The organism is Pseudarthrobacter sp. PvP090 (assembly GCF_040547365.1).
Taxonomy (GTDB): Bacteria; Actinomycetota; Actinomycetes; order Actinomycetales; family Micrococcaceae; genus Arthrobacter.
On record NZ_JBEPPO010000005.1, the window covers coordinates 70424 to 95647 of the forward strand.

Genomic DNA, 25224 nt, shown 5'->3' on the forward strand with positions numbered 1-25224 from the left:
CAGAGTCGAATGGAGGTGCGGCTTCTGAAGTTCGGTGGAGCAGCGACTGTGGTGAGTTTACGGGAGGTCCTGATTCAACTATGCTAAATGCTCGAACCCGCTGGTCCGTACACCCCCCAAGTCCGGACCAGCGGGTTCTTTTATGCCCGGCGGCCGGTGGCCGCCGGGTACGCCGTGTGGCCGTCTGCTCCGGGCCGCGGTGAGAGAATGGACTAATGACTGCAACCCTTGTTGCCAAGGACCTCTCCGGTGGCCACGACCACCGCACCCTCTTCTCCAAACTCTCCCTGACCGTCGCACCGGGCGACGTTGTTGGCGTGGTGGGGGCCAACGGTGCGGGCAAGTCCACCCTGCTCCGGCTCCTGGCCGGCGTCGACCAGCCGCAGGATGGCACCATCAGCCTGGCCCCGGCAGACGCGTTCGTGGGCTGGCTGCCCCAGGAACACGAACGGATCGCCGGCGAGTCGGTGGCCGGCTACATCGCACGGCGCACCGGCTGCGCCCAGGCCACGCTGGACATGGAATCCGCCGCAGACGCCCTTGGCAGTGGCGCCCCGGGCTCCGACGACGCTTACTCCCTCGCGTTCGACCGCTGGATGGCCTCCGGCGCCGCCGACCTGGAGGACCGCATCCCGGCCGTCCTCGCGGACCTCGGCCTCGACGTGGGACCCGACGCCGACATGACCGGGCTCTCCGGCGGCCAGGCCGCCCGCGTGGCGCTCGCAGCGCTGCTGCTCAGCCGCTTCGACATCGTGCTCCTGGACGAGCCCACGAACGACCTGGACCTCAACGGACTGGCCAAACTCGAGGCCTTCGTGCAGGGCCTGCGCGGCGGCGTTGTGCTGGTTTCCCACGACCGCGAGTTCCTCGCCCGCTGCGTGACCACCATCGTGGAACTGGACCTCGCGCAGAACTCCGTGGCGGTCTACGACGGCGGCTACGAGGCCTACCTGGAGGAACGGGCGGTGGCACGCCGGCATGCCCGGGAGCGGTACGAGGAGTTCGCCAACACCAAAGCCGACTTGGTCTCCCGGGCCCGCACCCAGCGCGAGTGGAGCTCCCAGGGTGTCCGCAATGCCATGAAGAAGAACCCGGACAATGACAAGATCCGGCGCGCCGCCAGCACCGAGTCCTCCGAGAAGCAGGGCCAGAAGGTCCGCCAGATGGAATCCCGCATCGCCCGGCTGGAAGAGGTCGACGAACCCCGCAAGGAATGGCAGCTGCAGTTCAGCATCGGCCAGGCGCCGCGTTCCAGTGCCGTGGTGGCGACTCTCCGCGACGCCGTCGTCCGCCAGGGTGACTTCACCCTGGGGCCGGTGAACCTGCAGCTCAACGCCGGGGAGCGGATCGGCATCACCGGCCCCAACGGCGCCGGCAAGTCCACCCTGCTCCGCCTGCTGCTGGGCGTCCAGCGGCCCGATTCCGGCGACGCCTCCATGGGCGCCTCCGTGGCCGTCGGCGAGATCGACCAGGCCCGCGGGCTGCTGGCCGGCCCGCTGAAACTGGCTGACGCCGTCGAAGCCGTACTGGCGGACCAGACCCCGGCCGAAGTCCGGACCCTGCTGGCCAAATTCGGTCTCAAGGCCGACCACACCTCCCGCCCGGTGGACTCCCTGTCGCCGGGGGAACGGACCCGGGCCGCGCTGGCCCTGCTGCAGGCCCGCGGCGTGAACCTGCTGGTTCTCGACGAGCCCACCAACCACCTGGATCTGCCGGCAATCGAACAGCTCGAGGAAGCCCTCGAAAGCTATGACGGCGCCCTGCTGCTGGTCACCCACGACCGCCGGCTGCTGGAAAACGTGCGCCTTGACGCGCGCTGGAACGTGGACAACGGCGTCGTCACCGAGCTCCTGGGCCACACCGCCCCGAAAGGCAACAACAGATGAGCATGGACCGGGTAGCCTGGAGCTCGCTTTACAACATCACGCGCGCCTCGAGCGGTTCGAAACCGTTCTCGAAGGAGACGCTCAAGCGGGTGTTCAGCTTCGCCCGCCCGCACCAGGGCAAGCTGATCGCCTTCGTGCTGCTGTCGATCGTGATGGCCGTGCTGGCCGTCGCCACCCCCGTGCTCGCCGGCCAGGTCGTGGACGCGATCATCGCCGGCGCGGCCACCGACGTCGTGGTCTGGCTGGCCGTGCTGATCGCCATTGTGGCGGTCGCCGAGGCCGGGCTGGGACTCGTCACGCGCTGGCTGTCCTCCACCATCGGCGAAGGCGTGATTGTGGACCTGCGCACCAAGGTCTTCGACCACGTTCAGAAGATGCCGATCGCGTTCTTCACCCGCACCCGCACCGGGGCGCTGGTGAGCCGGCTGAACAACGACGTGATCGGTGCGCAGTCGGCCTTCGCCGGGACCCTGTCCGGTGTGGTCAGCAACGTCGTGGCCCTCGCCCTGACCCTGGTGGTGATGCTGGGCAAGTCCTGGCTCATCACCGTGCTCGCCATGATCCTGCTGCCGATCTTCCTGATCCCGGCCCGCCGGATGGGCTCCAAACTGGCCGACCTGCGCCGCGAAGCCGCGGAGCACAACGCGTCCATGGGCACGCAGATGACGGAGCGCTTCTCCGCCCCGGGCGCCACCCTCGTAAAGCTCTTCGGCCGCCCCGATGAGGAATCCCGCGAATTCGCCGTCCGCGCCGGGCGCGTCCGGGACATCGGCATCCGCACCGCCATGCTGCAGTTCACCTTCGTGACCGCCCTGACGCTCGTCTCGGCGCTGGCTCTGGCCCTGGTCTACGGTCTCGGCGGCTTCCTGGCCCTGCAGGGGCAGCTGGCCGCGGGCGACGTCGTCGTGCTGGCCCTGCTGCTCACCCGCCTGTATGCGCCGCTCACCGCGCTCTCCAACGCCCGGGTCGAGATCATGAGCGCCCTGGTCAGCTTCGAGCGGGTCTTCGAGATCCTGGACCTCAAGCCGCTCATCCAGCAGAAGCCCGACGCGGTGTCATCCCCGGCCGGGCCGCTGTCCGTGGAGTTCGACGAGGTCCGCTTCTCCTACCCCTCGGCGGACAAGGTTTCGCTCGCCTCGCTCGAGGACGTGTCCACCCTCGACACTCGCGGCGGCGAGGAGGTGCTGCACGGCATCAGCTTCCGGGTCGAACCCGGCCAGACGGTCGCGCTTGTGGGCTCCTCGGGTGCCGGCAAGTCCACGATCGCGCAGCTGCTCTCGCGCCTGTACGACGTCGATTCCGGTGCGGTCCGCTTCGGCGGAGCCGTGCCCGGCACCGGGGTGGACGTCCGTGACCTCACCTTCGATTCCATGCGGCATACCCTCGGCATGGTGACCCAGGACGGTCACTTGTTCCACGAAAGCATCGCCTCCAACCTGCGCCTGGCCCGCCCGGACGCCAGCGAAGAGCTCATGTGGGATGTGCTGCGCCAGGCCCGCCTGGAAGACATGATCCGGTCGCTCCCGGACGGCCTGGACACGGTCGTGGGGGAGCGCGGCTACCGGCTCTCGGGCGGCGAACGACAGCGCCTCACCATCGCCCGCCTGCTCATCGCCCAGCCTCGCGTCGTGATCCTGGACGAGGCCACCGCGGCCCTGGATTCCACCAACGAAGCCGCCGTCCAGGAGGCCCTCGGCGCCGCGCTTGAGGGGCGCACCGCCGTCGTGATTGCGCACCGGCTGTCGACCATCCGGGCCGCCGACGCCATCCTGGTCGTGGAGGACGGCCGGATCGTGGAGCGCGGAACACACACCGAGCTGCTGGCCGCCGAGGGCCGCTATGCGGAGCTGTACCGCACCCAGTTCGCCGAGGCCAGCGCCGTGGCGGAAGAGGCCGTTCCCGGGCTCTAGAGTTCCGGGGGTCTAGCTGGGCCGGCCCCAGAGGACGGGCAGGATGTGGTCGGTCAGCAGCGGGGCGAGGTCGCCCGGCAGCTCCGCCGCCCGGTCCAGCCAGCGGATCTCGGCGATCTCCGCGGACGGCCGGGCGTGCCAGACCCCCGGGGCCGTGAAGACCGTGGCCTGGATCTGCGTCGCGGGCTCATTGGCGGCGTCCGCGAGCCAGATGCCCAGGAGCACCAGTTCTTCGGCCGCGACGACGATCCCGACTTCTTCCGCCAGCTCCCGCGCAGCCGTCTGCGCGGCGGTCTCGCCGGCCTCCGGCTTGCCGCCGGGATGCATGAACTTGTCCGTGCCCCGTTTGCGGACCGTGAGCAGGCGTCCGGCCCCGTCGAAGACACAGACCGCGGAGACAACGATGAGCGGGTTCATGCCCGGCGCGTTCATGCTGCGGCGTCCGTGGTCCGGCGCAGCACGGACGTGAGCAGCTGGTCCTTCGCCGGGCCGGTGACATCCCACTGGTAGCGGAATTCGTCCTGGCCCGTTTGGGTGTAGCTCACGCGGTAGCTGTCCGGGTCGCACCAGTGCTGGTCCTGGCTGCTCCGCGGGCCAAAACCCATGCGGTGGAACGGCCGGCCGTCGGGGAAGAACATGTCCATCGTGTCCGGCGCGCCGGTGGGCCGGAGCAGGTACTCCCGGCTGGCCGGCCCGGTAAACGGTGTGCCGGCCGGGCCGCCGGGGACCGACGCCCAGGAAACGGTGCCCTCTTCGCGGAAGCGGAGGCCGTCGTCGTCGTCCGTTGTGGTAAAGCGGACGACGCCGGTGAAGGTCCCGCGCGTGCCGCTGGACCTGTCCAGCAGGGTCCGTTCCACGGTCCAGTTGCCCAGCAGGTAGGCGCGGAGGTCGAAGTCCGGAGCGGCGTCCGGGGACTGGGGGTTCAAGTGCCCTCGATTGGAATCGAACCAACGACACCGGCTTTAGGAGAGCCGTGCTCTATCCACTGAGCTACGAGGGCGGGCGTCCGTGCTGGTCGGCCGCGGGCCGGCCCGTTCGGACACGGATATAAGCATACAAGGTGAGGGGCCGTACTACGCTCTTGGCATGACCGCCGCAGCCGACTCGCCGTCCAGAGACATCATCTACATCCCTGCCTTGCCGTCCACCCGGTTCTACGCCGGAGCGCTGGCACTGCTCAGCGTGCTGCAGTATTTCGTGGCGGAGGCCGCCGTGATCGGAGCGTGGGCGGGGCAGCAGCCGTACAGCCGCCGGACCGGTTACATCAGCGACCTGGGCGCCGTGGGCTGCGGGGTTTTCGACGGCCGGGACGTCTGCTCGCCGGCGCACGTGCTGATGAACGCCTCGTTTGTGGTCCAGGGCATCGGCATGATGGTCGGTGCGCTGCTGCTGGGTACGGCGCTGCTGTGCACGGCGGCGCGGCCGGGCGCCCGGGTCACGCTTGGCCCGTCCAGCCGGATGGTGTGGATTGCCGCGATCTCCGCGCGGGCTCTCACCGCCGCCGCCGGCGCCGGGACTGTCCTGGTGGGGCTGGTCCCCGAGGATGCAGGCTCCGTGTGGCACGCGGTGGGAGCCATCCTGTACTTCGCCGCCGGCGGCCTGGCGCTGGTGCTGCTGGGCTGGCTCTGGCTCCGGCAGACACCGCTGAGCTGGCCCATCCTGGCCTGCGGCCTGGTGTCCCTCGGGGCCCTCATCGCCGGCGGCGTGACCGGGATGGACGTTCCGGAGCCCGGCACCCTGGAGCGGCTGATGGGCTACCCCATCACGATCGGCACGGCCGCCGTCGGGCTGGTGGTCGCCCAGCGGGTGGGGGAGCAGCGGGCCGCCGTGCGGCGTGCCCGGTTGGCGCTGGCGCACTGACGCTCCGCTCCCGGGGCGGGTGTCCCGGGTGTCCCGGGCGTCCGGGGTGTCCCGGCCGGGACGGCTACTTGCCGAGGAAGGTCCGGTAGCTGGTCAGGGATCCGGTCCCGGAATACCCCACATCGGCGGGCGAGACCGCCGATGCTCCGTCCGCGGAGATCACCTGGATCGCCAGATTTACGTCGGGGTCGCCGGCCGCGGCGTCCACAATCGCCGGGAAAGCTTCCTTGAGGACACTCATCATGGTTTCCCGGTCCGAGGTATCGGCGTGCAGAAAGACAGTACGGTGACAAGTTTTCGCATGTTCCGACCCTCGGCATTCTTATCGGCCGACGCCGGATGCTGCTGACGTGTTTCACGCGTGAACGTCTGGTGCGACGCCCATGTGGGAAACTGGGGCAACGTGGCATTCGACTCGAGGAACGCCATCCTGGCGGCCGGGGCAATCCGGGCGGACACCGGAGTGTTCAACTCTGTGGTGGATGTGTTCCTCGATATGGTCAAACTGGCTACATGTCAGTCCGCGACCGATGAAAGTGAAGGAGGGCCTCGTGGTTGAGAAGACAGCCGCGGAAGCCGACCGGGAGACCATTTTTTACCATGGCGACCGTCGGCTTACCCGAGACCCCCGCGGGTCGGCGGTCCGCCGTCGTCGAATTGCCGGCCGTTGAGCATCGACGCCCTGGCCGGGCCCGATGAGCTGATGCCCGGGGAGGCCCCGGGGCCCGCCCCTGCGGAGGTGGCGGCGCCGGTTGGTGTTCCGATCGGCGTCCGCATGCGCGACGGCGGCATCATCGAAGTCGCGCTTCCCGCCAACGAGGAAATCGCCGGTCCCCAGGCCCGCGTAGCCGGGGCAGCGGTCCGGGCCCTGGCCAACGGCCGGCGTGTGCCGGTGCTCCTGGTCATCACGGGTGTGGTGGGCGTCAGTGTCGAGGCGCGGCACGTCTACAGCACCTCGATCGCGGCGTCCGCCTTTGCACTGGTGGGTGAAAGCCCCGTCGACCGCGTGATTGCGCACTACCTGCTGCGGTCGAGGACCGAGACCATCCCGGCGCAGTTCTTTCTGTCCGAGGCAGAGGCTGTCGATTGGTTAAGGCAGTACACGAGTGAATACTGATCCGCCGGACCCCAGGCTGCATGCCCTCGTCGAAGGCATCGTCCGGATCGCCGGCGGTGACCTGACGACCCGTATCCCGCACTCCGGTGCCCGGGACGACGTCGCCGCGGTCATTGCCGGGATCAACCTGATGGCCGATGACCTGCAGACCATCTACCAGGAACTCGAGGAACGCGTCGAAAGCCGAACGGCGATGCTGCGCGAAGCCCAGGTCGAGCTCGAACGGATGGCGCTGACCGACCCGCTGACCCAGCTTGCCAACAGGACGGCGCTCAACTCGGTCCTGAGCCACGCCCTTGCGGAAACGAGCCGGGGCGAACTGCCGCCGGCGCTGCTGGTCCTCGATCTCGACTCCTTCAAGGGCATCAACGACACGTTGGGCCACAGCGCCGGCGACGACGTCCTCCGGGTGATCTCGCGGCGGCTGCAGCAGGCCGTCCGCGACACGGATACGGTTGCCCGTCTCGGCGGCGACGAGTTTGCCGTGATGCTGCCGAAGTCCAACCTGGTGAGGGCCCGCCGGGTTGCCAACAGGATCCTCAAGGCCCTCGGCGAGAGCCTGGAAATCGGGGACCTGCGCATTACCTGCGGCACCAGCATCGGCCTGCGGGTCGCGGAGCCAGGGCAGTCAGTCGACGATCTGGTCATGGAAGCTGACACCGCGATGTACGCCGCCAAGGCCCAGCCGCACAGCAGCATCAAGGTGTTCGAGCCGGCACTGCTCTATGCCCGCAGGCTCCAGAGCGTCATGATCACCGAACTGCGCGAGGCGATCCGCCAGGACCAGCTCACCCTGCACTACCAGCCGGTGGTGGAACTTGCGACCGGCAGGATCGAAGGCGTTGAAGCGCTGGTGCGCTGGAACCACCCGGAGCGCGGCCTGCTGATGCCCGATTCGTTCATCCCGCTGGCTGAAGAGACGGGGATGATCGTGGACCTGGGCCACTGGGTGCTGCGGAACGCCGTGCGCCAACTGCGGCGCTGGCAGCAGGAGCTGAACGTGGACGACAGCTTCAATGTCCGCGTCAACATCTCAACGACCGAGTTGCAGAACCTCGACCTGATCGATCATGTCCGCGATATCCTCCGGGAGACAGGGGTGGACGCGGCCAACCTGATTGTCGAGCTCACGGAGTCCATGGCGGTCAACGGCGGTGACGTGGACCAGTACTCCCTGAGCGGGCTGCGGCGCCTGGGCGTGCAGCTCGAAATCGATGATTTCGGCACCGGCTATTCATCCATCAGCTACCTGCGGAAACTGCCGGTCAACGTGGTCAAGATTGACAAGAGCCTGATCGCCGGACTGGGCTCGGACGAGGAGCAGAGCAACTTCGTCGCTGCGGTGCTGCACCTCATCGACGCCTGCGGGCTCACCGCGGTTGCCGAGGGCATCGAGACGGCGGAGCAGGCCGCCGAACTGGTTCGTTTGGGCTGCGCGAGCGGGCAAGGCTACTACTTCAGCCGGCCCGTGCCGGCGGCGCAGATCGAGGCGCTGATTAGCCCGGGGGCGCCAGGGGAGTAGGCGCCGCTGCCCGCATTGTTGTTGTCAGGCCTTGTTTGCGGGGTGTTAAAGCAAGAACGGCGGGTACCGGAAGTTTCCTTCCAGGACCCGCCGTTCCCGCAGTTTCCGTTAGTACTTCTAGTACTTCGGAGTGGAGTTGGGCCACCAGTACACGGCGGAGATGGAGCCCTGACCGGAGTTGTCGCCGCTTGCGGAAACTGCGGCTCCGGCGGAGAGACCCGCGGCTGCGATGGCTCCAGTGACGAGGAGCGTTGCAAGGATTTTCTTCATGAAGGACTCCTGTTACGTAAGTGGCTGATGAGACTCATGTGATGCTAGTTCAGTATAGAGGCTTTGGACACGCCGTGAACGAAACAATCTCCCCGTTGCGTTCGAAATCGTGTTATTCGCGCGAAGTTGATCGATTCCTGCGCGAAAACTGCGCGGCTCCTGCATTTGTGACGTGTCCAGATATGGTTCGGCGGCAACGGATAATGGAGTCATGCCATTGCACTCCGTTTCGCCGTTATACGCTGCCGCTGAATTGCGCGCATACGAGCACCGGATCAACCATGCCTTTGTTCAAGCAGCTCGCAGCGCCCACGAAGCGGCCGAAATTGCCCGCAATGACGGTGATCTGGATGCTTGGTGGAACATGACTTTCCTCCAGGCCGAGAATCTCCTCGACGCGGAGGAATTTGAAGCCTGCGCAGCACTCGCCTCAGACCTAGTTGACGGTCCCCACTCCACGATGGAACCGCAGGCAAAAGCGCTAACCTACATTCTGGCGGCCAAAGCCAGGCAGGGTGCTGGCTTGCTGGAAGAGGCTGCGGACGCCGCGCGGGCAGCGTCTCTCTTGTTGGCGGACGACGACGACGTCGAGATCCACGTCAAGGCCCGCCAGGCCCTGATCGCAGCTCTGGCAGACAGCGGAAGGCTGGATGAGGCGTGGGCTGAATGTCTGGGACTGGCGGAAGTGGTTTCCACGGAAGTCGACGACCAGCTGATCGGCAAGGTCTACTGGGTCATCGGGAATGTGGCATTCCTTTGTAACAAGGTGCAGGAAGGGCTCGAATATCACGAGCTCGCCGCGGCGACCTTTTCCCCGGCAAGGAACCTCGATGTCTGGGCGAAATTCAACAAAGCATCCGCCGCCATGCGGCTCGCAGCGGAAGTCGCGGACGCCGACACCTTGCGCTGCATTGAACGGGCAGAGCTGGCCACTGACGTTGTCGGCGGTAGCGTCAGCGACCTGCTGCTTCTTAGGCTCAACCGCGGGCATTGGACCTTTCTGGCAGGCGATGTGGAGGCAGCGATCCCGATACTTGAAGGAATCTGCGTTGAGGTGGACAATACCGGACCCCAAATTCTCGGCGAAGCGTGCCTGCTGCTGGGAAGGGCCAAGGCCGCTATGGGAGACCATTCTGCCGCCCAGGAGCAACTTCAGAAGGCTGCGGATCACTTCGAGATGGCCGGCGCCCACCATCGCGCGGAACAGGCCCGCCAGTACCTCGCAGTCCAGTCCTGAGCCCGCCTGGCTGACTCTGCAGGCCATCTCCTTCGCCCCCGCGTTGGACATGCCCTCCGGGTTCCGCGGCGGATGGACATAGCGGGACTATGCCCGGTGGCTGCGCCTAGGACTGGGCATGTCCCGCGGTGGGTGCTGTTGAGCATGACCTCCGGGTTCCGCGGCGGATGGACATAGCGGGATTATGCCTGGTGGCTGCGCCTAGGACTGGGCATGTCCCGCGGTGGGAGCCGCGGCCGGGGCGCGCTTGCGGCCCAGGAACACTGCGGCGACGCCAACCACCAGGCTCAGCACCAGCAGCACCCAGCCTGCGACGGTGAGGCCCGAGGCCAGGGCAACCTGGCCGGCGTCGACGGTGTCTGCGGACATCATCGAATCGATGGCCGCGTTGCCCCACAGCCGGACGGCCGCGAACAGCAGCGGCACGGCCCACAACGCCCAGCGGAGCCCCTTGCGCGCTACGTTCGTGCCGATCAGCAGCAGCCAGGTGAAGCCGAAGATCAGCGGGAAGAGGGTGCCGGCCGTCTTGTGAATGTAGTTGAGCTGCCCGAGGGCTGCCTCGTCCATCGCGAACCGCAGCTGCTCCACGAAGCCTTGGTCGAAGCCTCCGACCAGGGAGTCCGGCATGGCGATGCCGGCACTGAGCTGCGTGAGCTGGTTCAGGGTGAGCAGATGGAGGTACCAGAACAGGAACAGGCTGGCCACGACACCGGCGATCAGGATCAGGCTGCTGTTGCTCTGCGCCTTCTGCGGGGTCCGGCTGGTGCTGGGGTTGATCACCGACGGCAGCTGGTGCTGGGGGACGACTGCGTTGGCGCCGTGCTTCTTCATTCGCTGTGCGGGTGTCTTGGCCATGGCACCATTATCGCCCGTCCCGACCGGAAGGCCGGGCGCGGGCCGGTGCGGGGCCGGACTGCCGCCTGTTCACTGCCGGTACGCGCCGATAGGCTGGGGCGCGTGACCGAACTAGGAAAGCACCGGCTCGGCCGGCACAGCACCGCTGAACTCAACCCCGCACTGGACGACTACCAGCTCGCCGAGGCCCTCGTGCGCGAGGCCGGGACCCTGGCGCTGCTCATGCGGCAGGCCGGGCTGGAAGGCCGGCAAAAGACGTCCGTTTCCGACGTCGTCACCGCCGCGGACCACGCGGCCGAGGCCTACGTGCTCGAACAGCTCCAGCGCTGCCGGCCCGACGACGGCATCCTCGGCGAAGAGGGCGCGTCCGTGGCGGGCACCAGCGGAAGGACCTGGGTGATCGACCCCGTCGACGGGACCTACAACTTCCTGCACGGCTCCACCTACTGGTGCTCCGCCATTGCCCTCAAGGACTCATCAGGGGTTCTGCTCGGCGCGATCTTCCAGCCGGAGGAGGACAAGCTCTGGCTCGGCGGAACAGACCGCGCCGCCACGCTCAACGGCGAACGGCTCACCACCTTCGGGCCGGACGGCAGCCCGGGCGGAGGCCGCTCACACACCCCGCTGTCCGAACTTGGCGCCGCGACCTACATCCACCCCACCTGGCTCGCCGACCCGATGTGCGCCATGCCCTGGCACGCCGCCGCGACCTCCGCCGCCGCGCTGCGCATGTTCGGCTCCGGCTCCTGCGACCTCAGCCGGGTCGCCGACGGCGGACTGGGCTGCTGGTTCCAGCACAGCTGCCCGGAATGGGACTGGCTGCCGGGCAAGGCGATCGTCCTTGCGGCGGGCGGCGCCGCCGACGTCGTCCGGGTCAACGGACTGGACTGGTTCGTCGCCGGAGGTACGACGGCGGTCCGGCAGCTCCGTGCCGCCCTGGAATCCGGCTCCGCGGGGTAGGTCCGGGCGCACAACACCCCGTCCCCACGGGACATGCCCAATCTTCGCCTGGCCCGCCAAGGGACATGCTCATTGGTGGCCGCGGGGCGTGGGCATGTGGGCATTGTGTCCAGTGGCTGCGGGCAGGGGAGGGCATGTCCCGCGGGGGGCGCAGTGAGGGCCCGAGGGACATGCTCATGGTTGGCCGCGGGGCGTGGGCATGTGGGCAATATGTCCAGTGGCTGCGGGCAGGGGAGGGCATGTCCCGCGGGGGCGGACGCCGGTGTCAGTGGCACCGCCTAGACTTGTTAACACCATGGATATGTTGTTTGACCCCTACGCCGACGGACCCTTCCAAGCTGCCTCGAAGACGGCGGCGAGCACGAAAACGCCCGCAGGAACGGGGACCGCGACCCTGCATTCCGCGGGAAATGCCGGGCACCACGGCGCCCACGGGGACGGCCCGGCAGGGGACGCGGACCACCACCGGCTCCCGGGCGCGGCTGACCTCCTGGAGGGCCTGAACCCGCAGCAGGAAGAGGCCGTCAAGCACGCCGGCAGTGCCCTGCTGATCGTCGCCGGAGCCGGCTCGGGCAAGACCCGGGTGCTGAGCAACCGGATCGGCTACCTGATCGCCACGCGGCGCGCCCACCACGGCGAGATCCTGGCCATCACCTTCACGAACAAGGCTGCCGCCGAAATGCGGGAGCGCGTCGAGGCCCTCGTTGGCCCCCGGGCCAAGACCATGTGGGTCTCCACCTTCCACTCCTCCTGCGTCCGGATCCTGCGCCGCGAAGCCAAGAACGTCGGCCTGAACTCCAACTTTTCCATCTACGACTCCGCCGACTCGCTGCGCCTCATCACACTCGTGGCCAAGACCCTGGACCTCGACCCGAAGCGCTTCGCTCCCAAGGCCATCCAGCACAAAATCTCCGCGCTCAAGAACGAACTGATCGACGCGGACAGCTACTCTTCCAGCGCCAACCACAACGACCCCTTCGAGCAGGCCGTCGCGGAGGTCTTCAAGGGCTACACGCAGCGTCTGCGCCAGGCCAACGCCATGGACTTCGATGACCTGATCGCCGAGACGGTCTACATGTTCCGCGCCTTCCCCGCGCTCGCCGAGTCCTACCGGCGCCGCTTCCGGCACGTCCTCGTCGACGAATACCAGGACACCAACCACGCCCAGTACGCGCTGGTGCGCGAGATCGTCGGCGAAGGCCCCGGAGCGGCCGAGCTGACCGTCGTCGGCGACTCGGACCAGTCCATCTACGCCTTCCGCGGCGCTGACATCCGGAACATCGTGGAGTTCGAGAAGGACTACCCGGACGCCCGCACCATCAAGCTCGAGCAGAACTACCGCTCCACCCAGACCATCCTCAGCGCCGCCAACTCGGTCATCTCCCGCAACCCCAACCGGCCGGAGAAACGGCTGTGGACCGCGGAAGGCGACGGCGAGAAGATCGTCGGCTACGTCGGCGAGAACGAGCACGACGAAGCGCAGTTCATCGCCAAGGAAATCGACCGCCTCCAGGACGAAGGCGACCTGCGTCCCGGCGACGTCGCGATCTTCTACCGCACCAACGCCCAGTCCCGCTCGATCGAGGACGTCCTGGTCCGCGTCGGACTGCCGTACAAGGTGGTCGGCGGCACCCGGTTCTACGAGCGCAAGGAAATCAAGGACGCGCTCGCCTACCTGCGGGTCCTGGTCAACCCGGACGATGACGTCAACCTGCGCCGCATCCTGAACGAGCCTAAACGCGGCATCGGTGACCGGGCCGAGGGTGCCGTGGCCTCCCTCGCGCAGCGGGACCGGATCTCGTTTATGGCCGCGGCCCGCCGCGCCGACGAGGCCCCCGGCATGGCTACCCGCTCCGTCAACGCGGTCCAGGGTTTTGTGAAACTGCTCGACGACCTCGCCGAGGTGGCCTCCGGCTCCGGCGCGTCCGCCGCCCTGGAGGCCGTCCTTGAACAGACCGGCTACCTCGCAACCCTGCGTGCCAGCACCGACCCGCAGGACGAATCCCGCGTGGAGAACCTCGCAGAACTCGTCGCCGTCGTGCGGGAATACGAGCGGGACAACCCCGAGGGTTCGCTCGGCGCCTTCCTGGAAGGGGTCTCCCTCGTCGCCGACGCCGACCAGATCCCGGACGCCCCCGCGGGCAGCCCCGACCAGTTGGCCGCCGCCGTCGCGGAAGCCAAGCGGCTCGGCGTCGTCACCCTCATGACTTTGCACACGGCCAAGGGGCTCGAGTTCCCGGTGGTGTTCCTGACCGGCATGGAGCACGGGCTGTTCCCGCACCAGCGCTCCGCCACCGACCCCAAGGAACTGGCCGAGGAACGACGGCTGGCGTACGTGGGCCTGACCCGCGCCCGGAAACGCCTGTACCTGACCCGCTCCGAGGTGCGCAGCATGTGGGGCCAGAGCCAGTACAACCCCGCGAGCCAGTTCATCGAGGAAATCCCCGCCGAACTGGTGGAGTGGAAGCGCGAAGGATCCACCCGCCAGGCCGGCGGCTGGGGCAGCGGCGCCGCCATCGGCTCCAGCCGGTACGGCGGATCGTTCTGGGGCGCCGGCACCGCCCGCGGGGCCGAGGCCAGCCCGACCGCCGGCTTCAACGCCGACGTTCCCGCCGCCATCGCCAAGAACCGCGTGCAGCCGCAGAAGGAGATCGTCGCCGTCAGCGTCGGCGACAAGGTCAACCACACGAGCTTCGGCAACGGCACCGTGCTGGCCGTCGAGGGCGCGGGGGACAAAACCGTCGCGAAGGTGAAATTCAGCATCGGCGAAAAGAGGCTTCTGCTCCGCTATGCCCCGCTGACGAAGCTCGACGCCTAGACTCAGGCATGAAAGTTTTGCTGGCCAGCCAGGCCATCGCCGGACACTTCAATCCCATGACCGGCATCGGCGTGCGCTTGAAGGACGAGGGCCACGACGTCGGCTGGTACACGGGCCGCACGCTCGCCGGCAGGCTGGACGAGCTGGGCATCCCGCACTACCCGTTCGACCGCGCGATCGAGCACACCGGGGACAACCTCAATGAGCTCTACCCGCAGCGGGCCAAGCTCAAGGGACCGATGGCCATCCGGTTCGACGGCGAACGGATCTTCGCCAGCAACGTCACCAACTTCTTCGAAGACATCAGGGACGTGCACCAGCGGTTCCCGTTCGACGCCGTCGTGATGGACAGCAGCATGTTTGTCCAGCGGCTCGTCGCCGTGGTGCTGGGCAAACCGGTGGTCAGCTTCGTCGCCATCGGCAACATGGAAAGCGATCCGCTGGTGCCGCCCTTGTTCTTCGGCTTCTCCCCGGCGCGGACCCCGGCCCACAAAATCCTCCATGCCGGCGCACGGCTGGTCTCGGACCAGCTCGTCACCAAGCCGGCGCGGACCAGCTACGCGCGGCAACTCCAGGGCTACGGTCTCGTGACCCCCAAGGGGACCCCGATCACCGACGAGACCTACCGGTGGTCGCACGCGATCATCCAGACGGGCACCGCGTCCCTGGACTTCCCGCGGCGGAACATCAACCCGAAAGTCCACTACGTCGGCGCGCTGCTGCCGCACCGGCCCGGAGCCGCCACCGACCCGACCACTGCCGCCGCCGACCCGGCCGCGGACACCCGGCAGCCGACGGCCGCGCCCGGCACCTACCGCCGTACCGTCGTCGTCACCCAGGGGACCGTGGACAACAGGGACCCGGCCAAGCTGATGATCCCCACCATCGAGGCGCTGAAGGACACGGACTCCCTCATCGTCGTGGCGACCGGCGGTGCGAACACCGAAGACCTGCGGCGGCGGTATCCGCAGCCCAACGTCGTCGTCGAGGACTACGTCGACTTCGCCCGGGTCTTCCCCTTCACGGACGTTTTTGTCACCAACGGCGGATTCGGCGGGGTGCTGCTGAGCCTGTCCCACGGCGTTCCCCTCGTCACGGCGGGCCTCAACGAGGGCAAGAGCGACGTCAACGCCCGGGTGGCCTACGCCGGCGTCGGGGTGAACCTGAAGACCGAAACACCCAGCGCCGCCGCGGTCCGCGCCGCCGTCGAGACCATGCTGGGCGACCCGGCCTGGCGGGAACGGGCGCAGGCGATGCGCGGGCAGTTCGAGGCGGAAGACAGCGTCGGCGCCGCCGTCGAGGTCATCAAAGCCGCCGTCGCGGGCTGAGACAGGCACACGGAAGCACCCCGCCTCGGGGGGCTGCTGATGCGGCAGCCGTAAGGCCCCGCGTCCCGACTCCGCCGGCGTCGCGCTCTGCATGTCACGCCAGCGTTACGAACTGATCTCCGGCGCAGGCAAAACAGCCGCCCAGGGGCCCTCAACCACTCCAAAAACCCCGTAATCTAGCGGTTTTTCTACGCTCAATAGAATAGTGTCCTTACTCACATAAGGGGTACTCTGGGACGGGCCCCTCCCAAGGAAGGGCTAGAGTTCGAAAGAGGAGCATTGCGCCTTGTGGCTCGTTTCCAAGCCAGCCGCAGGGTGCGTTTATTCCGCAGCCCGGTAACCGCGATAACGTGGGGTCCGGCTGTACAGAAACTACTTCGACGTAGAAGGACACTAAACCGTGGACCTGTTTGAATACCAGGCGCGCGATATGTTCGAGGCGCACGGTGTACCCGTGCTTGCTGGCATCGTGGCGCACACCCCTGAAGAAGCAAAGGCAGCTGCCGAGAAAATCGGCGGCGTAACTGTCGTAAAGGCGCAGGTCAAGGCCGGAGGCCGCGGCAAAGCCGGCGGCGTCAAGGTCGCCAAGACCGCTGACGAGGCGTTTGAACACTCCACCAACATCCTCGGCATGGACATCAAGGGCCACACCGTCCACCGCGTGATGATCGCCCAGGGTGCGGACATCGCCGAGGAATACTACTTCTCCGTTCTTCTGGACCGGGCCAACCGCAACTACCTGGCCATGTGCTCGGTAGAAGGCGGCATGGAAATCGAGCAGCTCGCCGTTGAGCGCCCCGAAGCCCTGGCCAAGATCGCCATCGACCCGGCCGTCGGCATCGACCAGGCCAAGGCCGACGAAATCGTCGCCGCTGCAGGCTTCGCCGAGGAACTGCGCGGCAAAGTCGCCGGCGTCATCCTGAAGCTCTGGGACGTTTTCAAGAAGGAAGACGCCACCCTCGTGGAGGTCAACCCGCTGGTCCTCACCGGCGCCGGTGAGATCGTTGCCCTCGACGGCAAGGTCTCCCTCGACGAGAACGCCGACTTCCGCCACCCCAAGCACGCGCACCTTGAAGACAAGGACGCTGCTGACCCGCTCGAGGCCAAGGCCAAGGCGCAGGACCTCAACTACGTCAAGCTGGACGGCTCCGTGGGCATCATCGGCAACGGTGCCGGCCTGGTCATGTCGACCCTCGACGTCGTTGCGTACGCCGGCGAGAACCACGGCAACGTCAAGCCCGCCAACTTCCTGGACATCGGCGGTGGAGCTTCCGCCGAGGTCATGGCAGCAGGCCTCGACGTCATCCTGGGCGACCCGCAGGTCAAGTCCGTCTTCGTCAACGTCTTCGGCGGCATCACCGCCTGTGACGCCGTCGCCAAGGGCATCGTCGGTGCACTGGCCGAGCTGGGCCACTCCGCGAACAAGCCGCTGGTAGTCCGCCTCGACGGCAACAACGTTGAGGAAGGCCGCCGCATCCTGGCCGAGGCCAACCACCCGCTGGTTACCCTGGCCGCCACCATGGACGAGGGCGCCGACAAGGCTGCCGAGCTCGCCAACGCAGCGAAGTAGAGGGACTCGACTATGTCTATTTATCTGAACAAGGACTCCAAGGTCATCGTCCAGGGCATCACCGGCGGCGAAGGCACCAAGCACACCGCCCTGATGCTCAAGGCCGGCACCAACGTTGTCGGCGGCGTCAACGCCCGCAAGGCCGGCAGCACGGTCCTGCACGGCGACACTGAGATCACCGTCTTCGGCACCGTCAAGGAAGCCATGGCCGAGACCGGCGCTGACGTCTCCATCGTCTTCGTCCCCCCGGCCTTCACCAAGGACGCCGTCGTTGAGGCCATCGAGGCCGGCATCGGCCTGGTCGTCGTCATCACCGAAGGCGTGCCGGTCCAGGACTCTGCCGAGTTCTGGGCACTGGCCCAGTCCAAGGTCGACGCCAACGGCAAGCAGGTCACGCGCATCATCGGACCGAACTGCCCCGGCATCATCACCCCCGGCGAGGCCCTCGTGGGCATCACCCCGGCAAACATCACGGGCAAGGGCCCCATCGGCCTCGTCTCCAAGTCGGGCACCCTGACCTACCAGATGATGTACGAACTGCGCGACCTGGGCTTCTCCACCGCCATCGGCATCGGCGGCGACCCGGTCATCGGCACCACCCACATCGATGCTCTCGAAGCATTCGAAGCTGACCCGGAGACCAAGGCGATCGTGATGATCGGCGAAATCGGCGGCGACGCCGAAGAGCGTGCCGCCGACTACATCAAGGCCCACGTCACGAAGCCGGTTGTTGGCTACGTGGCCGGCTTCACCGCCCCGGAAGGCAAGACCATGGGCCACGCAGGCGCCATCGTCTCAGGCTCCGCGGGCACCGCCCAGGCCAAGAAGGAAGCCCTCGAGGCTGCCGGCGTCAAGGTCGGCAAGACGCCGTCCGAGACCGCCAAGCTCCTGCGCGAGGTCTTCGCAGCCCTCTAGGGCCGAAGCACCACCAGCACCAAGACACAACGCGGGGTCACCTACGGCCCGTCCCAGTCACTGGGATGGGCCGGAAGTGACTCCGCGTTGGTTGTTTAAGCACGACGGCGGCAGGTCGCCATCCCCGGCATTCGCCCGGGAGGCGGCCTGCCGCCGTCGTGCTGGGCCTGTTGAGACTGCTGGGCCGGCCTACCGGCGCCGCGCCTCAGACTTTGGCGCCGGCGAGGAGCTCGTCGAGCCGCTCGTAGCCTTCGGTCAGCCCGCCTTCCATACCGGACTGGGCCATGCCGTCGCGCGCCTCCATGCTGGGATACACCCCGTGGGCCTTCAGCCGGGTGCGGCCGCCGCCCAGATCCTCGAAGGTCAGGAACTCGATGCTGACGACGTCCGGGTAGCCGTCGAACTCGAAGGTCTGGATGGCGAAGTCGTTTTCCCGGACCGTGTGGAAGACGCCGTTGAAGCCGTAGACGTCGCCGTCCGGTCCCGTGTGCGTGTAGCGGTAGCTGCCGCCGGTCCGGAAATCGTAGTGGTCGATGTCCATCGTCAGCCGCCGCGGACCGAGCCACTGGGCGACGAGTGCGGGCTCCTTGTGGGCCCGGAACACGTCGGCGACGGGAAAATCGAACTCCCGCTCGCAATCGATGAAGGGCAGTCCCTCCGGGACACTGAGTTTCAGGGCGTTGGTCATGATGAATCCTTTGCCTGTGTGCCGCGTGCCGCGGCGTTTGATTGGAGCACGGCGTCAAGGCTACGGAACTGCTCCTCGCGGACCAGCCGGTACTGGTCGATCCATGCGGTGAGCGCCTCCAGCCGTGCGGGATTCAGGTGGACGGGCCGGCGCTGGGCGTCACGGGTGCGCGTGACCAGCTGCGCCTGCTCGAGGACCTGGATGTGTTTCGAGACCGCCTGCTTGGTGATCGCGAAAGGTTCCGCCAAATCATTCACGGTGGCCGGACCCCGGCTGAGCCGGGCGATGATGCGGCGGCGGACCGGGTCGGCGAGGGCCAGGAAGGCCGAGTCGAGCTGCTCGTCGTCGCGTTCGTGCACCGGGTACCCCACCTCCCATCCTGGCTTGTAATCAATCTAATGATTGATCAACCATGTGGTTGTTTAAGAGTAGAACGAGACCCGCAGGAGGGCAAGAGGTGTAGCGCTCCGACGGCGGAAATGGGCACTGCGGCACCGATAACTCTTGGCGAACGTGCGGTTAACTGCGGGCGGAACCGCCGGTTTGTTGCGGAATCATCCGGATACTGGAAGGCATGACTACCTTTACTCGTCGTCAAGTACTGCGTTCAGCAGGAGTCGCCGCCGTGGCCGGAGCAATGGCTGCAGGCACTCCCGCAGGCGCGTTTTCAGCCTCCCAAACCGGCCTTTTTGGCCACGGGATCGCCTCAGGAGATCCCATGCCGGGGAGCGTGCTGCTATGGACCCGCGTCACGCCCACCCCGGAATCACTACCCGGCAGCGGTGCCGGCCCGGACGTTTCCGTCCGATGGGAAATTTCCGCCGATGCTGCGTTCACGAAAGTCGTGGCCCGCGGTACCGCCTCCACCGGCCCGGCCCGCGACCACACCGTCAAGGTCGTGGCGGACCGCCTGCTGCCCGCCACGAGCTACTGGTACAGATTCACCCTCGGGCAGGAGATCTCACCCGTGGGCCGCACCCGGACCGCACCGGCCGCAGGGGCGGTGGTGGACCGGCTTAAATTCGGTGTGGTGTCCTGCGCGAACTGGCAGGCGGGATACTTCTCCTCCTACCGCCACCTGGCCGCACGGGGCGACCTCGACGCCGTCCTCCACCTGGGCGACTACCTCTACGAATACGCGCCCGGCGACTACCAGGCCCGCGACGTGGTGGTCCGTCCCCACGATCCGGCCTTCGAGATGACCCAGCTCGGGCACTACCGCCGCCGCCACGCCCAGTACAAAACGGACCCCGACCTTCAGTCGCTGCACGCTGCGGCCCCGTTCATCGTGACCTGGGACGACCACGAATCGGCCAACGACGCCTGGCAGGGCGGCGCCGAAAACCACACCCCAGGCGTCGAAGGCGCCTGGAATGAACGCTTCGCCGCCGCGCACCAGGCCTACGCAGAATGGATGCCCGTGCGCTACGAGCCTGGCGGCCAGCTCTACCGCCGCCTGGACTTCGGCTCCCTGGCCAGCCTGTCCATGCTGGACCTGCGCTCCTACCGTGACCAGCAGGCCGCCAACGGCGCCGATCCCTCGATCAGCAGCCCCGCCCGCACCATCACGGGCGCCGCACAGATGGACTGGCTGCTGGGCAACCTCACGTCCGCGGGCCCGCAGTGGAAGCTCGTGGGCAACCCCGTCATGATCGCGCCCGTCCGCGTTCCCTCGACCCTCAGCACTGCAGAGCTGGCCGGCGTGCAAAAACTGATGGGCGGGACAACCATCAACGGCGTGCCCTACAACGTGGACCAGTGGGACGGCTACGAGGTGGACCGCAACCGCGTGGTCCGACACCTGCGGGATAACGCCGTCAAGGACACCGTGTTCCTCACCGGCGACATCCACTCCGGCTGGGCCTGCGACATCCCCGCGGATCCGGCCACCTACCCGGCCACCGGCGATTCCGTGGCAGCCGAACTCGTCTGCACCTCCGTCACGAGCGACAACCTCGACGACATCCTGAACGTTCCGCCCCGGACCGGATCCATCGCCGTGGAGAACGCCATCAGGGCGGCCAACCCGCACGTGAAATACCTGGACTTTGACTCGCACGGCTACTCTGTCCTGGACGTGACCGCCGCAGGCGTCCGGATGGACTGGTACGTCCTCGCCGAACGCACCTCCGCCGGCTCCGGCGCCACACTGTCCACATCATTCAATGTTCAAGCCAACACCGGCAAGGTCGCGCAAACGCAGGGAGGACTCCAGTGAGCCGTTCTCCACAGCAGGGCACGCCCGCGGGCAACAGGCGTTCGACGCCGGGGCGCCGGCAGTTTCTGCAAATCGCAGCTGCCGGCGGGGCCGCCGTCGTCCTTTCGGCAGCGCAGGGCACCGCCTGGGCTGCCCCCGCCGCCGGACGAACGCGAAGCTACGTGCTGGTGGTGGACGGCTGCCGGCCGGATGAGATTACGCCCGCGCTGACGCCGAGGCTGGCCGCGCTGCGCGATGCCGGCACCAATTTCCCCGCGGCTCGCTCGCTGCCGGTGATGGAGACCATTCCCAACCACGTCATGATGATGACGGGGGTGCGCCCGGACCGGTCGGGCGTGCCGGCCAACTCCGTCTTCGACCGGGCGGAGGGTGTGGTCCGCGACCTCGACCGGTCCACGGACCTGCACTTCCCGGTCCTCCTGGAGCGGCTGCAGGAACACGGCCTCACCACCGGATCGGTGCTCAGCAAGAAGTATCTCTACGGCATCTTCGGTGCCCGCGCCAGCTACCGGTGGGAGCCCCAGCCGCTGCTGCCGGTGACCGGCCACGCGCCCGACGCCGCCACCATGGACGCCCTGTTGGCCATGGTGAGCGGCCCGGACCCGGACTTTGTCTTCACCAACCTGGGCGACATCGACCGCGTGGGCCACTCGGACGTTTCCGGCACCACATTGCGGGCAGCACGTGAGACCGCACTGGCGGGCACAGACCTGCAGGTGGGCCGTTTCATCGACCATCTCAAGAACACCGGAAAATGGGACTCCAGCGTGGTGATGGTGCTCGCCGACCATTCCATGGACTGGTCCATCCCCAGCAACGTCATTTCGATCGACCTCATCCTCCAGTCCCGTCCGGAGCTGCAGTCTCACGTCACGATTGCTCAGAACGGCGGGGCGGACCTGCTCTACTGGACCGGCCCCGAAGCGGACCGCGCCGCCGGACTGGCCGCCGTCGAACAACTGGTCAGCGCACATGAGGGCGTGCTTTCGGTCAACAGGCCGGCAGACCTCCGGCTGGGCGAAGAGGCCGGAGACCTGGTGGCCTACTGCCGCGCGGGCTGGCGCTTCTCCGACCCGTACGTGGCGTCCAACCCGATCCCCGGCAACCACGGGCACCCCGCCACGGAGCCGATTCCGTTCTTCATCTCCGGCGGCAGCCCGCTGGTGGTGAAGGGATCGGTGTCCTCCGAAGCCGCCCGTACCGCCGACGTCGCGCCGACCGTCGGCGGGATTTACGGGCTGAAGCCCCCTGCCGGCGGCTACGACGGCACGGCCCGGAGGTCCGCCTTCACCGGGTAGCCCGGCCTGCCTCACCTGCTCCCGTTCAGACAACGCGGGGTCACTCCGCGCCCATCCCATGCCCCGGGATGGTCGCGGCGTGACCCCGCGTTGCTGTTGAACGGGGGAAAGCCTTGCATCGACCGTTCACCATTTGTTAGTATGTCAGGACAAACAACGAAGGAGTTTCGAGTGCCACTCGTGCGAATCGACGTCAACCAGGGCCGGACCCCGGAGCAGCTCCAGGCGCTCAGTCGGGGAATCCATGACGCCATCGTGGCCGAATACGGCATTCCGGAGCGGGACTACTTCCATGTCCTGACCGAACATCCCGCGGGGCAGATCCTGGCCCAGGATGCCGGCCTCGGCTTCGAGAGGACGCCGGACGTCGTGATGATCCAGATCTTCACGCAGGCCGGGCGCAGCCAGGAGGCCAAGCAGTCACTGTTTGCCGCCATTGCGGGCAGGCTGGCCGCCGTCGGGGTCGCCGGTGAGGACGTCTTCATTGGCTACGTGGAGAACACTGCGGGGGACTGGTCGTTCGGTTTCGGGCGGGCGCAGTACGTCACCGGAGAGCTGGGCGTGCCCAGCCGGTAGCCCGCAGGGAGGCGCGGCCGGCCGCCAAAACGGCCGCGCCGCGGGGCTATTCCGGCCCTCCGTGTCATGTTGTAAATATGTCAGTACAAACCTTTGACAGTACATAGATTCTAGGGCAGAGTAGTGGATGTGGCCCGGCTCACGCCGGCTTCCTAAGCACCGAAGCTAAGGCTGCGCAAAAGGTACCGAGTTCACACCAGAAAGGTCCGCGATCACCGTGACCCACGAACTGCTCACGATCGGGCGCATCAGCGTTGATATCTACCCGAACGACATCGGGGTGGATCTGGAGGACGTCACGTCCTTCGGAAAGTACCTTGGCGGATCACCGTCCAACGTAGCCGTCGCCGCCGCCCGCCACGGCCGCCGCACCGCTGTTATCACCCGCACCGGCGACGACGCCTTCGGCACCTACCTGCACCGCGAACTGCGCAAGTTCAACGTCGACGATTCCTTCGTCACCGCGGTCAAGGAATGGCCCACCGCCGTCACGTTCTGCGCAATCAAGCCGCCCGAGGACTTCCCGCTCTACTTCTACGGACGCTTCCCCACCGCCCCGGACCTGCAGATCAAGGCCGAGGAACTGGACCTGGACGCCATCAGGGACGCCGGGATCTTCTGGTCCACCGTCACCGGCCTCTGCCAGGAGCCCAGCCGCACCGCCCACCTCGCGGCCCACCAGGCGCGGCCCCGCACCGGGCTGAAGCCCGGCCAGTTCACCATCCTTGACCTCGACTACCGGCCGATGTTCTGGGCCTCCGAAGCCGAAGCCCGGGAGCAGGTCGCGAAGATCCTCCCGCACGTCACCGTGGCCATTGGCAACGACAAGGAATGCGCCGTCGCCGTCGGCGAAGGCACACCGGATGAGCAGGCGGACCGGCTGCTCGCGGCCGGCGTCGAGATCGCCGTCGTCAAGCTCGGCCCGGAAGGCGTGATGGCGAAGACCCGCACCGAGCGCGTCGTCTCCGCCCCGGTGCCGGTGGAAACCGTCAACGGGCTGGGCGCCGGCGACTCCTTCGGCGGAGCGTTCTGCCACGGGCTGCTCTCCGGCTGGCCGCTCGCCCAGGTCCTCGACTTCGCCAACGCCGCCGGCGCACTCGTCGCCTCCCGGCTGTCCTGCGCCGACGCGATGCCGACGCCGGACGAAGTCACCGGCCTGCTCGCCGAACGCGGCCGCCTCGTGCCGGGCGCCTACGCTACCGAAGGAGCAACGCTGTGAGTGTCACCCCCGCTTCCGCCACCCTCGCGGTGGACGATGATCCCCGCCGCTACGAGCACCTGAGCATCATCCGGCTCGAGGATCCCGCCGCGATCGCCCGCGCCGCGAAGGCCCGCCGCCACCACCCGGGCGTCAAGGCCGGCAAACAGAACTTCATCGTCGCAGCCGACCACCCGGCCCGCGGCGCCCTCGCCGTCGGCAGTGACCCCGTGGCGATGGCAGACCGCCGGCAGCTGCTGGACCGGCTCCAGATCGCCCTGGCCAACCCCGACGTCGACGGCGTGCTGGCCTCCCCGGACATCATGGACGACCTGCTCCTGCTCGGCGCGCTCGAAGGCAAGCTGCTGTTCGGCTCGATGAACCGCGGCGGGCTCTCCGGCCTGGTCAACGAATTCGATGACCGCTTCACCGGCCACACCGCTGCCGCCCTCGAGGCGCTGGGCGCCGACGGCGGCAAGATGCTCACGCGCATCTGCCTCGGCGACCCGGACACCGTCGCCACCCTGGAAGCCACCGCCAAGGCGATCGATTCCCTCGCCGAGCGCAAGCTCATCGCAATGGTGGAGCCGTTCCTCTCCGTCCGCGAGAACGGCAAGGTCCGCAACGACCTCTCTACCAACGCCGTGATCAAGTCCGTCGCCATCGCCGAAGGCCTCGGCTCCACCAGCGCCTACACCTGGATGAAACTGCCCGTGGTGGCCGGGATGGACCGCGTCATGGCGTCCACCACCATGCCCACGGTGCTCCTCGGCGGCGATCCCGACAGCAGCCAGGGCGACGTCTTTGCGAGCTGGGAAGCAGCCCTCGCGCTGCCGGGCGTCCAGGGCCTCACCGTCGGCCGGACCCTGCTCTACCCGCACGACGGCGACGTGGCCGGCGCCGTGGCAACCGCCGCCTCGCTGCTGCACCACACCGCATCCACCCGCCCCGCAGAAGTATCGGAGTAACGTCCCATGGGAACCAGAACTGCCGCAGGA

The 25224-nt window shown here is 67.5% G+C and carries 23 protein-coding genes and 1 tRNA gene; 16 read left to right on the forward strand and 8 right to left on the reverse strand.

The features are described from left to right. Window positions 1-215 precede the first annotated feature (215 nt). Window positions 216-1886, forward strand: a complete 1671-nt coding sequence (locus tag ABIC21_RS07130; RefSeq protein ID WP_354349713.1) for an ABC-F family ATP-binding cassette domain-containing protein — start codon at window positions 216-218, stop codon at window positions 1884-1886. Beyond that, entirely contained in the window at window positions 1883-3796 is a 1914-nt protein-coding gene (locus ABIC21_RS07135; protein WP_354349714.1) for an ABC transporter ATP-binding protein, read from the forward strand. The genes ABIC21_RS07130 and ABIC21_RS07135 overlap by 4 nt, the downstream gene beginning before the upstream one ends. A gap of 12 nt (window positions 3797-3808) precedes the next feature. On the opposite strand, the gene ABIC21_RS07140 is transcribed toward ABIC21_RS07135, so the two are convergent. The 3 genes from ABIC21_RS07140 to ABIC21_RS07150 all read right to left on the reverse strand — a co-directional run bounded on the left by ABIC21_RS07140 (window position 3809) and on the right by ABIC21_RS07150 (window position 4796). Next, the gene (locus tag ABIC21_RS07140) at window positions 3809-4213 is read right to left on the reverse strand and encodes an NUDIX hydrolase (RefSeq protein ID WP_354349904.1); all 405 of its coding nucleotides are present in this window, start codon (window positions 4211-4213) and stop codon (window positions 3809-3811) included. Window positions 4214-4224: 11 nt separating this feature from the next. After that, window positions 4225-4722, reverse strand: coding sequence for a DUF6314 family protein (locus ABIC21_RS07145; RefSeq protein ID WP_354349715.1), 498 nt, complete (start codon window positions 4720-4722; stop codon window positions 4225-4227). Window position 4723: 1 nt separating this feature from the next. Then, window positions 4724-4796: transfer RNA gene (locus ABIC21_RS07150), tRNA-Arg, on the reverse strand. Between the two features lie 86 nt (window positions 4797-4882). Between ABIC21_RS07150 and ABIC21_RS07155 the strand changes: the two genes are divergently transcribed. After that, entirely contained in the window at window positions 4883-5656 is a 774-nt protein-coding gene (locus ABIC21_RS07155) for a DUF998 domain-containing protein (RefSeq protein WP_354349716.1), read from the forward strand. A 64-nt stretch (window positions 5657-5720) separates the two neighbouring features. Here the strand turns inward: ABIC21_RS07155 and ABIC21_RS07160 are convergent, their stop codons facing one another. Next, entirely contained in the window at window positions 5721-5900 is a 180-nt protein-coding gene (locus ABIC21_RS07160) for a hypothetical protein (RefSeq protein WP_354349717.1), read from the reverse strand. 423 nt (window positions 5901-6323) lie between these two features. On the opposite strand from ABIC21_RS07160, the gene ABIC21_RS07165 reads away from it, so the two are divergent. Both ABIC21_RS07165 and ABIC21_RS07170 read left to right on the forward strand, forming a co-directional pair. Beyond that, window positions 6324-6773: a DUF7793 family protein gene (locus tag ABIC21_RS07165; protein WP_354349718.1), complete on the forward strand. Its 450-nt coding sequence runs from the start codon at window positions 6324-6326 to the stop codon at window positions 6771-6773. Then, complete coding sequence (locus ABIC21_RS07170; protein WP_354349719.1) at window positions 6763-8295, forward strand: putative bifunctional diguanylate cyclase/phosphodiesterase; 1533 nt, start codon at window positions 6763-6765, stop codon at window positions 8293-8295. The genes ABIC21_RS07165 and ABIC21_RS07170 overlap by 11 nt, the downstream gene beginning before the upstream one ends. A gap of 117 nt (window positions 8296-8412) precedes the next feature. Here ABIC21_RS07170 and ABIC21_RS07175 read toward each other — a convergent pair whose 3' ends face one another. Further along, on the reverse strand, window positions 8413-8565 hold the full coding sequence (locus tag ABIC21_RS07175) for a hypothetical protein (protein WP_354349720.1): 153 nt from the start codon (window positions 8563-8565) through the stop codon (window positions 8413-8415). A 211-nt stretch (window positions 8566-8776) separates the two neighbouring features. On the opposite strand from ABIC21_RS07175, the gene ABIC21_RS07180 reads away from it, so the two are divergent. Then, window positions 8777-9802 (forward strand): hypothetical protein, encoded by a 1026-nt coding sequence (locus tag ABIC21_RS07180; protein ID WP_354349721.1) that lies wholly within the window; start codon window positions 8777-8779, stop codon window positions 9800-9802. A 201-nt stretch (window positions 9803-10003) separates the two neighbouring features. On the opposite strand, the gene ABIC21_RS07185 is transcribed toward ABIC21_RS07180, so the two are convergent. After that, window positions 10004-10657 carry a hypothetical protein gene (locus tag ABIC21_RS07185; RefSeq protein WP_354349722.1) on the reverse strand — a complete coding sequence of 218 codons (654 nt, stop codon included), beginning with the start codon at window positions 10655-10657 and terminating at the stop codon, window positions 10004-10006. A 102-nt stretch (window positions 10658-10759) separates the two neighbouring features. Between ABIC21_RS07185 and ABIC21_RS07190 the strand changes: the two genes are divergently transcribed. From ABIC21_RS07190 to sucD, 5 genes are all read left to right on the forward strand, one after another. Further along, window positions 10760-11617, forward strand: coding sequence for an inositol monophosphatase family protein (locus tag ABIC21_RS07190; protein ID WP_354349723.1), 858 nt, complete (start codon window positions 10760-10762; stop codon window positions 11615-11617). A 301-nt stretch (window positions 11618-11918) separates the two neighbouring features. Continuing rightward, window positions 11919-14435, forward strand: coding sequence for a DNA helicase PcrA (gene pcrA / locus ABIC21_RS07195; RefSeq protein ID WP_502935972.1), 2517 nt, complete (start codon window positions 11919-11921; stop codon window positions 14433-14435). Window positions 14436-14443: 8 nt separating this feature from the next. Continuing rightward, window positions 14444-15763, forward strand: coding sequence for a glycosyltransferase (locus ABIC21_RS07200; RefSeq protein ID WP_354349725.1), 1320 nt, complete (start codon window positions 14444-14446; stop codon window positions 15761-15763). Between the two features lie 400 nt (window positions 15764-16163). Further along, the gene (sucC, locus tag ABIC21_RS07205; protein ID WP_354349726.1) at window positions 16164-17333 is read left to right on the forward strand and encodes an ADP-forming succinate--CoA ligase subunit beta; all 1170 of its coding nucleotides are present in this window, start codon (window positions 16164-16166) and stop codon (window positions 17331-17333) included. Between the two features lie 12 nt (window positions 17334-17345). After that, entirely contained in the window at window positions 17346-18248 is a 903-nt protein-coding gene (sucD, locus tag ABIC21_RS07210; protein WP_354349727.1) for a succinate--CoA ligase subunit alpha, read from the forward strand. Window positions 18249-18453: 205 nt separating this feature from the next. Here the strand turns inward: sucD and ABIC21_RS07215 are convergent, their stop codons facing one another. Further along, window positions 18454-18936 carry an SRPBCC family protein gene (locus ABIC21_RS07215; protein ID WP_354349728.1) on the reverse strand — a complete coding sequence of 161 codons (483 nt, stop codon included), beginning with the start codon at window positions 18934-18936 and terminating at the stop codon, window positions 18454-18456. After that, complete coding sequence (locus ABIC21_RS07220) at window positions 18933-19307, reverse strand: ArsR/SmtB family transcription factor (protein ID WP_354349729.1); 375 nt, start codon at window positions 19305-19307, stop codon at window positions 18933-18935. The genes ABIC21_RS07215 and ABIC21_RS07220 overlap by 4 nt, the downstream gene beginning before the upstream one ends. Window positions 19308-19573: 266 nt before the next feature. Between ABIC21_RS07220 and ABIC21_RS07225 the strand changes: the two genes are divergently transcribed. From ABIC21_RS07225 to ABIC21_RS07245, 5 genes are all read left to right on the forward strand, one after another. Next, complete coding sequence (locus ABIC21_RS07225; RefSeq protein WP_354349905.1) at window positions 19574-21154, forward strand: alkaline phosphatase D family protein; 1581 nt, start codon at window positions 19574-19576, stop codon at window positions 21152-21154. After that, window positions 21151-22452 (forward strand): alkaline phosphatase family protein, encoded by a 1302-nt coding sequence (locus ABIC21_RS07230; RefSeq protein WP_354349730.1) that lies wholly within the window; start codon window positions 21151-21153, stop codon window positions 22450-22452. Before ABIC21_RS07225 ends, ABIC21_RS07230 begins: the two co-directional genes overlap by 4 nt. 171 nt (window positions 22453-22623) lie before the next feature. After that, entirely contained in the window at window positions 22624-23028 is a 405-nt protein-coding gene (locus ABIC21_RS07235) for a tautomerase family protein (RefSeq protein ID WP_354349731.1), read from the forward strand. A 217-nt stretch (window positions 23029-23245) separates the two neighbouring features. After that, window positions 23246-24247, forward strand: coding sequence for a 5-dehydro-2-deoxygluconokinase (gene iolC, locus ABIC21_RS07240; RefSeq protein WP_354349732.1), 1002 nt, complete (start codon window positions 23246-23248; stop codon window positions 24245-24247). Further along, window positions 24244-25194, forward strand: coding sequence for a Cgl0159 family (beta/alpha)8-fold protein (locus ABIC21_RS07245; protein WP_354349733.1), 951 nt, complete (start codon window positions 24244-24246; stop codon window positions 25192-25194). The genes iolC and ABIC21_RS07245 overlap by 4 nt, the downstream gene beginning before the upstream one ends. The last annotated feature ends 30 nt before the right edge of the window (window positions 25195-25224 follow it).